Genomic DNA, 11,729 nt, shown 5'->3' on the forward strand with positions numbered 1-11,729 from the left:
CCTCGCTTAAATTTCAGCGGCCAGTTTGTTAACCAGCTCCGCATGCGCGTTTTGATCGATTGTGGCGCCAAGGATCTTTTCAGCACCGCCAACGGCCAGGGCACCCACTTGGGCACGCAGGGCGTCTTTAGCACTGTTCAGTTCCTGTTCGATCTCGGCCAGAGCCTGAGCCTTCACACGGTCAGCTTCGACGCGGGCCTGTTCACGGGCTTCCTCGACAAGCTGAGCAGCGCGTTTCTTGCTTTGCTCAATGATTTCGGCTGCCTGTGCCTTAGCTTCACGCAGTTGCTGACCCGCTTTTTCTTGGGCCAGCTCCAGGTCGCGAGCTGCGCGGTTGGCAGCGTCCAAGCCGTCGGCAATCTTCTTTTGGCGCTCTTGCAGAGCAGTGATGACCGGAGGCCATACGTACTTCATGCAGAAGAGTACAAAAATCAAGAAGGCAACGGATTGGCCAATCAGGGTTGCATTAATATTCACGCCAACACCTCGCTCGGTCTTTGGTTCATCACAGCTATCAACTCGTGGTTACGAGTGATTAGCCGGCGATTTGACCAACGAACGGATTCGCGAAGGTGAAGAACAGAGCGATACCAACACCGATCATGGTTACGGCGTCGAGCAGACCGGCAACGATGAACATTTTAACCTGCAGCATTGGAACCATTTCTGGCTGGCGAGCAGCGCCTTCCAGGAATTTGCCGCCCAGCAGGCCGAAACCAATGGCGGTACCCAGAGCACCCAGGCCGATCAGCAGAGCAACAGCGATAGCGGTCAGACCAACTACAGTTTCCATCTTTCCTCCCGACTTTTACGTCGTATTGGTTAGGTTTTTAAGTTGAAGCGGTAAAACAAATCGTTTGGTACAGCATGCCCTTGCGGACTTTTTAAGCCCTCCCCCCAAACGAGCGGGGAAGGCTATCAGACACGCCAGGCGGTCTTAATGGTTATCTTCGTGCGCCATCGACAGGTAGACGATGGTGAGCATCATGAAGATGAAAGCTTGCAGGGTGATGATCAGGATGTGGAACACCGCCCACGCCCATTGCAGCACGACACCCAGGCCGCTCAGCCACAGCAGGCCGGAACCGAACATGACCGCGATCAGGATGAACACCAGTTCGCCGGCATACATGTTGCCGAACAGACGCAGTGCCAGCGAGATCGGCTTGGCGATCAGGGTGACGAATTCGAGCAGGAAGTTGACCGGAATCAGCAGGATCTGCACGAAGATGTTCTTGCTGCCGAACGGGTGCAGGGTCAGCTCACCGATGAAGCCGCCCAGGCCCTTGACCTTGATGCTGTAGAAGATGATCAGCGCGAATACGCAGAACGCCATGGCCAGGGTCGCGTTCGGGTCGGTGGTCGACACGGCGCGGAACGGAATGTGCGGATCACCGGAGATCAGGATGGCCAGCTGAGGAATCCAGTCGACCGGTACCAGGTCGACGGCGTTCATCAGGAATACCCAGACGAAGATGGTCAGCGCCAGCGGTGCGATGACCGGGCTACGGCCGTGGAAGGAGTCCTTCACGCTGCCGTTGACGAAGTCGACCATCACTTCCACGAAGTTCTGCAGGCCGCCAGGCTGGCCGGAGGTGGCCTTCTTGGCCGCCATGCGGAAGATCAACAGGAAGATCAGACCCAGCGCGACGGACCAACCCAGGGTGTCCAGGTGGAACGCCCAGAAGCCCATTGCCTTGGCTTCTGCAGCCGAATGGGCAAAGCCCCAGCTGCCGTCTGGTAGTTGACCGTAGGTCAGGTTCTGCAAGTGGTGCTGGATATAGCCCGAAGCGGTTTCTGCTGCCATGGTTGCCTCAAACGCCCTAAGGTCTCGAAAGTCTTTTATTCATCAGCAGGGGCGCGAACCAGCTGACCAAAAGGGTCAACACGAAGACGCCGAATACTGCTAGCGGCGCCAGTGGCTTCACTCCTGCGAAGGTCAGTGCAAAAAGCACTGCCGTCAAAATCATCTTGCCTGCCTCGCCAGCGTAGAACGACTTGACGATGGCTTGTGCCGCCCGAGCTCCGCTAAAGCGAAAAGCCTTCCAGGCGAAATACACGTTGGGCAGCCAGGCAATCAAACCTCCGCAAAGGCCTGAATATCCACTGACCGCCCCTTTCCACTGCCACAACACCAGGGTCGCCAGCAGGAATACGACAAATTGAGCCAGCAGTACCGGAAAAACCGCCCAGCGATGGAAAGGCAGGCGGTTTGGCGTGCGGATTTCCATCACAACTGCTCCTCGGAAGTCGACCAACAAGTCAGTGATGACTTGGCATAATTTGTGCCGACAAAATGCGCGCAGAGTATAGGGGTGGTTTAACCCCTATTCAACTCTTCGGTAGTGATTTCCGACTGCCCGCTACAACAGCAATTGTTTCAGCGGATGTGTGCAAGCACACCTTGCAACTCGTCAAGCGAGTTGTAGCGAATAACCAATTGGCCTTTGCCCTTGTTGCCGTGGCGAATCTGCACAGCCGAGCCCAGGCGCTCTGCGAGCCGCTGTTCAAGGCGCGCGATATCCGGATCAGGTTTGCCCGGTTCGACCGGTTCAGGCTTGTCGCTGAGCCACTGGCGAACCAGTGCTTCAGTTTGGCGCACGGTGAGACCACGTGCGACAACATGACGCGCCCCCTCTTCCTGGCGATTCTCATCCAACCCGAGCAATGCGCGGGCGTGACCCATTTCCAGGTCGCCGTGGGCGAGCATGGTCTTGATCGCCTCAGGCAAGGTAATCAGGCGCAGCAGGTTGGCCACGGTGACCCGCGACTTGCCGACCGCATCGGCCACCTGTTGCTGAGTCAGTTCGAACTCCTGCTGCAGCCGCTGCAGGGCCAGCGCCTCTTCCAGCGGGTTGAGGTCTTCACGCTGGATGTTCTCGATCAGTGCCATGGCGATGGCGGCCTCGTCGGCCACTTCGCGGACCATGGCCGGGATGGTGTCCAGGCCGGCCTGCTGGGTGGCACGCCAACGGCGCTCACCGGCAATGATCTCGTAGCGGTTATCGCCGATCGGGCGCACCACGATCGGTTGCATCACCCCATGGTTGCGAATCGAGTGGGCAAGTTCTTCCAGCGCCTGTGGGTCCATGTCCCGGCGTGGCTGATATTTGCCACGCTGGATCAGTTCGACCGGCAGGTGCTGAAGCTCCTTTTGGTCGATCTTCACAGCCTGCTCTTCGAGCGCGCTCACGGTAGGACCACTGAGCAGTGCATCCAACCCACGTCCGAGACCCCGTTTCTTGACGGCCATACGGATTCCTTAAGTTGTCTGTGCAGTGCGCGACTGACGGCGTTGCCGGCGAACCAGTTCCCCAGCCAGCGCCAGATAAGCCAGGGCGCCACGCGATTGCTTGTCGTAGGCCAGGGCCGGCATGCCGAAGCTGGGCGCCTCGGCCAGGCGAATGTTGCGCGGAATGACCGTGTCGTAAAGCTGGGGCCCGAAGTGCTCCTTGAGCTGGGCCGACACATCGTTGTTCAGGCTCAGGCGGGGATCGTACATGGTCCGCAGCAAGCCCTCGATCTTCAGCTCCGGGTTCAGCCGGGCAGCGATGCGCTTGATGTTATCCACAAGGTCACTGAGACCCTCCAGTGCGTAGTACTCGCACTGCATGGGGATGATCACGCCATCGGCTGCGACCAGGGCGTTGAGCGTAAGCATCGACAGCGACGGCGGGCAATCGATCAGGATGTAGTCGTAGTTGTCACGGATGGGCGCCAGCGCGTTGCGCAGGCGGCTTTCCTTGACCTGCATTTCCAGCAGCACCACTTCGGCGGCGGTCAGGTCGCGGTTGGCCGGCAGCAGCTGAAAACCACCGTGCTCGGAGTAATGCATGGCCTGGGCCAGGTCGCACTCCCCGATCAGCAGGTCGTAGACCGAGTGCTCGAGTTCGTGTTTGTCCACACCGCTGCCCATGGTGGCGTTGCCCTGCGGATCGAGGTCGATCAGCAGCACACGACGCTTGGTTGCGGCCAGCGAGGCGGCGAGATTGATACAGGTGGTGGTCTTGCCTACACCACCTTTCTGGTTCGCGATTGCGAATACCTTAGCCATTGATGCGCGTGTTCCCAGTCATGCCTTGCGGCGCAGTATCAGCAGATGGCGCTGGCCCTGGCAACCTGGAACGGTCAGGGCCTGTTCGCTTTCCACTGTGAAGTCTGCGGGCAATGCTACCAGTTCATCGGCAGGATGCAGCCCCTTCATTGCAAGCCATTGCGTCCCGGTGTCGCCCAGGTGGCGGGTCCAGTTGGTGAAGTTCTCCATGCTGCTGAAGGCACGGGAGATGATCCCATCGAACGGTTGTGCAGGTTGGAACGCCTCGACCCGGCTGTGGATAACCGTGAGGTTGTCTAGCTTGAGTTCCATTTTCACCTGGGTCAGGAAGCGGGTTTTCTTGCCATTGGCATCGAGCACGGTCACCCGCTTGTGCGGGTGCAGGATAGCCAAAGGAATACCAGGCATGCCACCACCACTGCCGACATCCAGCCAGTTGTCCCGCGCGCTGTGGATAAACGCCATGACGCTCAGGCTGTCGAGCAGATGCCGCGAAACCATCTCGTCTGGGTCGCGCACGGCGGTCAGGTTGTAGGCTTTGTTCCATTTGATCAACAAGGCCAGGTAGCCGAGCAGTTTTTCATGCTGCTCGGCACTCAGTTCTACACCAAGCTGCCGCGCACCTGTGGACAACTCTTCAGCATGTTGCGGGGTAACCAGGGCACTCAAGCGCTTTGCTCCAATTCGCGGCCAGCGCCGCGTTTTTTCAAGTGAATCAGCAACAGGGAAATCGCCGCCGGGGTCACGCCTGGAATGCGCGATGCCTGGCCCAGGGTTTCCGGGCGGGTCTGGCCCAGCTTGCCCTGGATCTCCTTCGACAGGCCGGAAATGGTCGTGTAGTCGATATCCACAGGCAACCGGGTGTCCTCGCTGGCACGCAGGCGAGCGATCTCATCCTGCTGGCGATCGATGTAACCGGCGTACTTGGTGCGAATCTCGACCTGTTCGGCGACCTGTGGATCGATTGCCTCACCGCCGGTGGCCTCGATCAGGCCGGCGTAGTCGATTTCCGGGCGGGCCAGAAGGTTGAGCAAGCTGTACTCGTGGCTGAGCGGCGTGCCGAACTTATCCACAATGGCTTGGCCTTGTTCGGTATTGGGTCGTACCCAGGTCGACTTCAGGCGCTGCTCCTCGCGCTCGATACCGTCGCGCTTGGCGCAGAAGGCCGCCCAGCGCTGGTCATCGATCAGGCCCAGTTCACGGCCCTTTTCGGTCAGACGCAGGTCGGCGTTGTCTTCGCGCAGAATCAGCCGGTACTCGGCACGCGACGTAAACATACGGTACGGCTCCTGGGTGCCCAGGGTAATCAGGTCGTCGACCAGTACGCCGATGTAGGCCTCGTCACGGCGAGGGCACCAGCTGTCACGGCCTTGTGCCCGCAACGCGGCGTTGGTCCCGGCCAGCAGGCCCTGGGCGCCGGCTTCTTCGTAACCGGTGGTGCCATTGATCTGGCCGGCGAAGAACAAGCCGCCGATGACTTTGGTCTCGAGGCTGTACTTGAGGTCACGCGGGTCGAAGTAGTCGTACTCGATGGCATAGCCAGGGCGCACGATGTGGGCGTTTTCCATGCCACGGATCGAACGGACCAGTTCCAGCTGCACGTCGAACGGCAGCGACGTGGAAATACCGTTCGGGTACAGCTCATGGGTGGTCAAGCCCTCGGGCTCGATGAACACCTGGTGGCTTTCCTTGTCGGCGAACCGGTGGATCTTGTCTTCGATCGATGGGCAGTAGCGCGGGCCCACACCTTCGATCACGCCCGAATACATGGGCGAGCGGTCGAGGTTCGAGGCAATGATCTCGTGGGTACGCGCGTTGGTATGGGTAATCCAGCAACTGACTTGGCGCGGGTGCATTTCGGCATTGCCCATGAACGACATCACCGGTATGGGCGTATCGCCTGGTTGCTCGGTCATGACCGAAAAATCCACCGAACGACCGTCGATACGTGGTGGCGTACCCGTTTTCAAGCGGCCCACGCGCAGTGGTAGCTCGCGCATACGGTGTGCCAGCGCGATCGAAGGCGGATCACCGGCACGACCACCTGAATGGTTTTGCAAGCCGATGTGGATCAGGCCGCCAAGGAAGGTACCGGTGGTCAGTACCACCGATTCGGCAAAGAAACGCAGACCCATCTGGGTCACCACGCCTTTGACCTGATCCTGCTCGACGATCAGGTCATCGCAGGACTGCTGGAATATCCACAGGTTTGGCTGGTTCTCCAGGATTTCACGAACCACCGCCTTGTAGATGGCGCGGTCGGCCTGGGCACGGGTTGCCCGTACAGCTGGACCTTTGCGGTTGTTCAGAACGCGGAACTGGATGCCGCTCTTGTCGGTAGCCAATGCCATGGCGCCACCCAGGGCATCGATCTCTTTGACCAGATGGCTTTTGCCGATACCGCCGATAGCGGGGTTGCAGCTCATGTGACCGAGGGTTTCCACGTTATGGGTCAACAGCAGGGTTTTCACACCCATGCGTGCTGACGCAAGCGCAGCCTCGGTACCGGCATGGCCGCCGCCGATGACGATCACTTCAAAACGGGAAGGGAAATCCACCACGCACCTCGTGCCTGTTTTTGCGAATAGAGAAGGTAAGCCGACAAGTATAGGGACTTACCCCCCCTTAAAGAAACCGTCTGAGCAAATTTTGACCAGTCTGTGGATGAGTGGCACACAACAGAAATCAAAGAAGAGAAATTTATAAAAGCTTTGTTTTTATGTTTATTCTTATGCACAGCCTTATCTGTGGATAAACCTTTGCAGGCTCTGAATTACGTAATGTACAGAGAAATTAAACCCTGTGGTTGGAGTGGCCTGAGGGGTATGGATAACGTGATTTAGCCTGTGGATTAAATGCCTGTTTACCCACAGGGGGTTTGGTCCTCAGAAAAAAAGCATGCTTATCAACGGTGCTGAAGGCGGGTTTTCCACAGGGCTCCTGAACGCATTTCCAAGCTTGTGTATGAAAAATTGTGAGCCTGTACTGGCCTTCTGGCAGGTAAACCCTTTCCCACAGGAGGGCGGAACAAGCATGGCAAGCAGGAAGCTTGTGGGTGCTGGCAGGCCGGCACGGCAGATGCGTGAATTCCAGGCAAAAAAAAGCCGCTCCCGAAGAAGCGGCCATTGGCAGTGCCCGGCTGTGGATTATTTGCCAATACAGAAGCTGGAGAAGATCCGCCCCAGCAAATCATCCGAACTGAATGCCCCGGTGATCTCGCCCAACGCATGCTGGGCCTGACGCAGGTCTTCCGCCAACAGCTCTCCCGCGCCCGCCAGGGTCAGTTGTGCGCGGCCATGCTCCAAGTGCTCACTGGCCTGGCGCAACGCTTCCAGGTGGCGCCTGCGGGCGCTGAAACCGCTCTCGGCAGTCTGTTCATAACCCATGCAGGCCTTCAGGTGGTCGCGTAGCAGCTGCAGGCCTGCGTCATTGCCCTTGGCGCTGAGGGTGATCGTGACGTGGCCATCATCGCTTTGTTCCAGCCCTACCCGCTCGCCACTCAGGTCTGCCTTGTTACGGATCAGCGTAACCTTCGCCGGGTCTGGCCGCTGGTCGAGAAACTCTGGCCACAGGGCAAACGGGTCGCTGGCTTCGGGCGCTGTGGAGTCGACCACCAGCAATACCCGGTCAGCCTCGCCAATGGCCTTCAGCGCCCGTTCCACACCAATCTTTTCCACATGGTCATCGGTGGCCCGCAACCCGGCGGTGTCCACCACATGCAGCGGCATGCCATCAATGTGGATATGTTCGCGCAAAATATCCCGTGTGGTGCCGGCAATGTCGGTGACGATCGCCGCTTCGCGCCCGGCCAGCTGGTTCAGCAGGCTGGATTTACCGGCATTGGGCCTGCCGGCGATAACCACCGTCATGCCGTCGCGCAGCAATGCACCCTGCCCGGCCTCGCGCTGCACGGTGGATAACTCTCGGCGTACGGTATCGAGCATCGAAAGCACGTGGCCGTCGGCGAGGAAGTCGATCTCTTCTTCAGGGAAGTCGATCGCTGCCTCGACGTAGATGCGCAATGCGATCAACGCCTCGGTCAAACCATGCACACGCTTGGAGAACTCGCCCTGCAGCGAGCGCAGGGCGTTGCGGGCCGCCTGGCTGGAGCTGGCCTCGATCAGGTCGGCAATAGCTTCGGCCTGCGCCAGGTCGAGCTTGTCGTTGAGGAATGCGCGCTCGCTGAACTCACCTGGGCGGGCCAGCCGACAGCCAACTTGTACACAGCGCTGCAGCAGCATATCCAGCACCACCGGGCCACCGTGGCCCTGCAGCTCAAGCACGTCCTCGCCGGTGAACGAATTGGGCCCGGGGAAGAACAACGCGATCCCTTCGTCCAGTACCAGCCCGTCCTCATCGCGGAAGGGGCCGTAATGGGCGTGGCGCGGGGTAAGCGTACGGCCGGTGATCAATTGCCCAGCCTTGGCGGCCAGGGGCCCGGACAACCTGACAATCCCCACCCCGCCGCGGCCCTGGGCGGTGGCGATGGCTGCGATGGTTTCACGCACAATGTTCATGCTCGAAAGCCTCTACGACAATAACGACAGATAGCAAAAACGCCCCACTAGGGGGCGTTTTTATTTACAGGCTAGCGTAGCAGCCCGTCAGGCAGCAGCTTTTTTCGTGGCTGCTTCGATGCGACGTGTGATGTACCACTGCTGCGAAATCGACAAGCAGTTGTTCACAACCCAGTACAGCACCAGACCCGCTGGGAACCACAGGAAGAAGAAGGTGAAGATGATCGGCATCATTTTCATCACCTTGGCCTGCATCGGATCCGGCGGCGTTGGGTTCAGGCGTTGCTGGATGAACATGGTGGCGCCCATGATGATCGGCAGGATGAAGAACGGATCCTTGATCGACAGGTCGGTAATCCACAGCATCCATGGCGCCTGGCGCATTTCAACGCTTTCCAGCAGCACCCAGTACAGGGCCAGGAACACCGGCATCTGCACCAGGATCGGCAGGCAGCCGCCCAACGGGTTGATCTTCTCTTTCTTGTACAGCTCCATCATCGCCTGGGACATCTTCTGGCGATCATCACCGAAGCGCTCTTTCAACGCGGCGAGTTTCGGTGCAACGGCACGCATGCGCGCCATGGAACGGTAGCTGGCAGCCGACAACGGGAAGAACAGGCCTTTGATCAGCATGGTCAGCACGATGATCGACCAGCCCCAGTTGCCCAGCAGGCTGTGGATATGTTGCAGCAGCCAGAAGATCGGCTGGGCGATGAACCACAGGAAGCCGTAGTCGACGGTCAGTTCCAGGCCTGGGGACAATTCCTTGAGCTTGGACTGGATCTTCGGACCGGCATACAGCATGGCGCTGGTTTCAACCTTGCCACCGGCAGGTACGTTCAGTGCCGGGCCGGTGTAGCCGATGATGTAGTTGCCCTGGCTGTCCTTGCGCGTCTGAACAACGTTGTTGTCCGACTTGGCCGGGATCCACGCGGTCACGAAGTAGTGCTGCAGCCAGGCTACCCAGCCACCAGACACATTTTCTTTCAAATTGCCCTTGTCCATGTCCTTCATCGAGACCTTTTTGTAAGGCTCGGAAGCTGTCCACAGGGCTGCACCCAGGTAGGTGGCGGTGCCGGTCGCAGTGCTCGAAGACGGATCGCCGCTGGCGTCACGCTTGAGCTGGGCAAACATGTTGCCGCTCCACGGCTGGCTGCTCTGGTTGTCGATCAGGTAGCTGACATTCAGGTCGTACTCACCGCGCTTGAAGCTGAAGCGCTTGATGTAGTTGACGCCGTTGTCGCTGAACTTCAGGTCGACCACCAGTTGCTGCTGGCCGTCAGCCAGTTGGTAGCTTTTCTGCTCGGCGGCATACAGTGGGCGGCCGCTGGCGCGGGCATCCGGGCCGTTGGCGCCGGTCAGGCCACTTTGTGCCAGGTAGACACGCTCACCACCATTGTCGAACAACTGGAACGGGATGTCCGGGTGGTCCTGGCGGCGGGGGTATTTCGGCAGGTTCAGCTGGACGATGTCACCTCCAACCGGGTCGATAGCCAGCTCAAGGACGTCGGTCTTGACGCGGATCAGGTCCTTGCTGAGTGCGACCGGTGCCAGTTCGGCAGGGCTGGAGTCGGCGTTGGCGCTCGGTACATCGGCGCTGGCACCGTTGTTACCGGCCGGCACGCCATCGGGCAAGCCCGGCGCAACAGTGCTGGCAGCAGTATTCTGAGTCGGCAAGGCAGCTTGGCCGTAGTCATCGTTCCACTTCAGGACCATGACGTAGGACACGACTGCCAGCGCGGCGATCAGGATCGTGCGTTTAATATCCATGATTACTCGGCTATCGAAGAAGTTCGGGAGGAAGGAGCGGGTGGAACGGGGTCGAAACCGCCTGCATTCCACGGATGACAACGCCCCAGGCGACGAACAGCCAGCCACCCACCACGCCACAAGCCATGATTTTCGATGGCTTCGTAGGCGTAACAGGAGCAGCTGGGGAAGAAACGACAGTGGCTGGCCATCAGAGGACTAATGGCGTAACGGTAAAACTGGATCGGAACGAGCGCCAGTTTACGCATCTTGGCTGTCTACCCCTGCGCAATTGGCGGTGACTACTGGTGCTGGGCGGGAGCGCGCCAGGCGTTTCCAGAGTTTGCCAAAGTGTTGGTGCAATTCCGGGTTTTCTACTTCACCCAATCCCTTGCGCGCGACGATCACGATGTCCAGGCCGGCGAGTAACTGCTGGTTCAGACGAAAGGAATCGCGCATCAAGCGCTTGAGGCGATTGCGTTGAACGGCGAGTTTGACGCTTTTCTTGCCGATCACCAGGCCCAGCCGTGGGTGATCGAGGCCGTTCTCGCGAGCAAGGATCAGCAGGTTTTTCCCTGGAACCTTGCCGGTTGGGGAGTCGAAGACCGCTTTGAAATGCCGGGGTGTAAGCAGTCGCTTTTCCCGACTGAAGTCCTGACTCACCACCTGTGCCGAAAAATCAAATGGCCAGACGCTTACGGCCTTTGGCACGACGACGCGACAGAACAGCGCGGCCGTTCTTGGTAGCCATACGGGCACGGAAACCGTGAGTGCGCGCGCGCTTGATGGTGCTTGGTTGGAAAGTACGTTTCATGGCGTGTTACCTGGTTTGTCGACGACGGGCCGGGATGGCCCCCTTTTTACGAGACCGGCGATTCTAGAGAAAGCAAGCCCGTAGGTCAATTTCCAACCAGTCTTTCCCTATAGAGCATGTGATGGACGGCAACTGCTCGGCCATGACCCCAGGGTGCTTGATCGAAGGTACGCGTTGGGGACAACATGAAAAAAAAGAAGAGAGATATAAAAAGCTTTTCTGATAAACCTATAAAGCTTAGGTGGATAACTTTCTGTGGATAACCTACTTCAGGCCACGGTTAATGGGATGTACAGCGTTTCATAAGTATGTTCTGAACCCGTGCTGCGCTTGTTTCGTAGGTGGTCGCAACCTGTGGATTAAATCGCCTGTTATACACAGGTGGATTATCCACAGGCTAGAACCCAGGGTTGTGCATAGCCCTCATGGCGGGTTATCCACAGAGCTTATCAACACCGCCTTCATGCCAATCTGGTCGATAAATGGCTGATTTGTCATGGTTACTCATGTGTCCACATGTGGATAACTGGACGCTCGACCGGTACAATGGCGGTTTGTTTTTGCCTCATCCGGCTTTCAAACTCAGGGGATATCC

At 58.6% G+C, this 11,729-nt stretch carries 13 protein-coding genes; all 13 read right to left on the reverse strand.

What is annotated here, in order from left to right:
- Positions 1 to 6: 6 nt before the first annotated feature.
- The 13 genes from AACG97_RS27855 to rpmH all read right to left on the reverse strand — a co-directional run bounded on the left by AACG97_RS27855 (position 7) and on the right by rpmH (position 11,134).
- Positions 7 to 477, reverse strand: coding sequence for a F0F1 ATP synthase subunit B (locus AACG97_RS27855; protein ID WP_003253189.1), 471 nt, complete (start codon positions 475 to 477; stop codon positions 7 to 9).
- A gap of 58 nt (positions 478 to 535) precedes the next feature.
- Positions 536 to 793 carry a F0F1 ATP synthase subunit C gene (gene atpE, locus AACG97_RS27860; protein WP_003097235.1) on the reverse strand — a complete coding sequence of 86 codons (258 nt, stop codon included), beginning with the start codon at positions 791 to 793 and terminating at the stop codon, positions 536 to 538.
- Positions 794 to 937: 144 nt separating this feature from the next.
- Positions 938 to 1,807, reverse strand: coding sequence for a F0F1 ATP synthase subunit A (gene atpB, locus AACG97_RS27865; RefSeq protein WP_003253188.1), 870 nt, complete (start codon positions 1,805 to 1,807; stop codon positions 938 to 940).
- Between the two features lie 16 nt (positions 1,808 to 1,823).
- Positions 1,824 to 2,231 (reverse strand): F0F1 ATP synthase subunit I, encoded by a 408-nt coding sequence (locus AACG97_RS27870; protein ID WP_009684665.1) that lies wholly within the window; start codon positions 2,229 to 2,231, stop codon positions 1,824 to 1,826.
- A gap of 149 nt (positions 2,232 to 2,380) precedes the next feature.
- On the reverse strand, positions 2,381 to 3,253 hold the full coding sequence (locus AACG97_RS27875; RefSeq protein WP_115295205.1) for a ParB/RepB/Spo0J family partition protein: 873 nt from the start codon (positions 3,251 to 3,253) through the stop codon (positions 2,381 to 2,383).
- A gap of 9 nt (positions 3,254 to 3,262) precedes the next feature.
- Positions 3,263 to 4,054: a ParA family protein gene (locus AACG97_RS27880; RefSeq protein ID WP_009684667.1), complete on the reverse strand. Its 792-nt coding sequence runs from the start codon at positions 4,052 to 4,054 to the stop codon at positions 3,263 to 3,265.
- A gap of 18 nt (positions 4,055 to 4,072) precedes the next feature.
- Positions 4,073 to 4,723, reverse strand: coding sequence for a 16S rRNA (guanine(527)-N(7))-methyltransferase RsmG (gene rsmG, locus AACG97_RS27885; RefSeq protein WP_009684668.1), 651 nt, complete (start codon positions 4,721 to 4,723; stop codon positions 4,073 to 4,075).
- Positions 4,720 to 6,612, reverse strand: coding sequence for a tRNA uridine-5-carboxymethylaminomethyl(34) synthesis enzyme MnmG (mnmG, locus tag AACG97_RS27890; protein ID WP_009684669.1), 1,893 nt, complete (start codon positions 6,610 to 6,612; stop codon positions 4,720 to 4,722). Before mnmG ends, rsmG begins: the two co-directional genes overlap by 4 nt.
- A gap of 588 nt (positions 6,613 to 7,200) precedes the next feature.
- A complete protein-coding gene (gene mnmE, locus AACG97_RS27895; protein WP_115295207.1) occupies positions 7,201 to 8,571 on the reverse strand; it encodes a tRNA uridine-5-carboxymethylaminomethyl(34) synthesis GTPase MnmE in 1,371 nt (456 codons plus the stop codon).
- An 87-nt stretch (positions 8,572 to 8,658) separates the two neighbouring features.
- Positions 8,659 to 10,341, reverse strand: a complete 1,683-nt coding sequence (gene yidC, locus AACG97_RS27900; RefSeq protein ID WP_009684671.1) for a membrane protein insertase YidC — start codon at positions 10,339 to 10,341, stop codon at positions 8,659 to 8,661.
- A gap of 2 nt (positions 10,342 to 10,343) precedes the next feature.
- Positions 10,344 to 10,589, reverse strand: coding sequence for a membrane protein insertion efficiency factor YidD (yidD, locus tag AACG97_RS27905; RefSeq protein WP_009684672.1), 246 nt, complete (start codon positions 10,587 to 10,589; stop codon positions 10,344 to 10,346).
- A complete protein-coding gene (rnpA, locus tag AACG97_RS27910; protein WP_029886846.1) occupies positions 10,582 to 10,986 on the reverse strand; it encodes a ribonuclease P protein component in 405 nt (134 codons plus the stop codon). The genes yidD and rnpA overlap by 8 nt, the downstream gene beginning before the upstream one ends.
- Positions 10,987 to 10,999: 13 nt before the next feature.
- Complete coding sequence (rpmH, locus tag AACG97_RS27915; protein WP_003253163.1) at positions 11,000 to 11,134, reverse strand: 50S ribosomal protein L34; 135 nt, start codon at positions 11,132 to 11,134, stop codon at positions 11,000 to 11,002.
- Between the last annotated feature and the right edge of the window lie 595 nt (positions 11,135 to 11,729).

Source organism: Pseudomonas sp. Nvir (assembly GCF_963778085.1).
GTDB lineage: Bacteria > Pseudomonadota > Gammaproteobacteria > Pseudomonadales > Pseudomonadaceae > Aquipseudomonas > Aquipseudomonas juntendi.

What these genes read in the sequence shown, in the direction of transcription:
- atpE (WP_003097235.1), bottom strand. Translation starts at nt 793, where the DNA reads ATGGAAACTGTAGTTGGTCTGACCGCTATCGCTGTTGCTCTGCTGATC.
- atpB (WP_003253188.1), bottom strand. Translation starts at nt 1,807, where the DNA reads ATGGCAGCAGAAACCGCTTCGGGCTATATCCAGCACCACTTGCAGAAC.
- AACG97_RS27870 (WP_009684665.1), bottom strand. Translation starts at nt 2,231, where the DNA reads ATGGAAATCCGCACGCCAAACCGCCTGCCTTTCCATCGCTGGGCGGTT.
- AACG97_RS27875 (WP_115295205.1), bottom strand. Translation starts at nt 3,253, where the DNA reads ATGGCCGTCAAGAAACGGGGTCTCGGACGTGGGTTGGATGCACTGCTC.
- AACG97_RS27880 (WP_009684667.1), bottom strand. Translation starts at nt 4,054, where the DNA reads ATGGCTAAGGTATTCGCAATCGCGAACCAGAAAGGTGGTGTAGGCAAG.
- mnmE (WP_115295207.1), bottom strand. Translation starts at nt 8,571, where the DNA reads ATGAACATTGTGCGTGAAACCATCGCAGCCATCGCCACCGCCCAGGGC.
- yidC (WP_009684671.1), bottom strand. Translation starts at nt 10,341, where the DNA reads ATGGATATTAAACGCACGATCCTGATCGCCGCGCTGGCAGTCGTGTCC.
- yidD (WP_009684672.1), bottom strand. Translation starts at nt 10,589, where the DNA reads ATGCGTAAACTGGCGCTCGTTCCGATCCAGTTTTACCGTTACGCCATT.
- rpmH (WP_003253163.1), bottom strand. Translation starts at nt 11,134, where the DNA reads ATGAAACGTACTTTCCAACCAAGCACCATCAAGCGCGCGCGCACTCAC.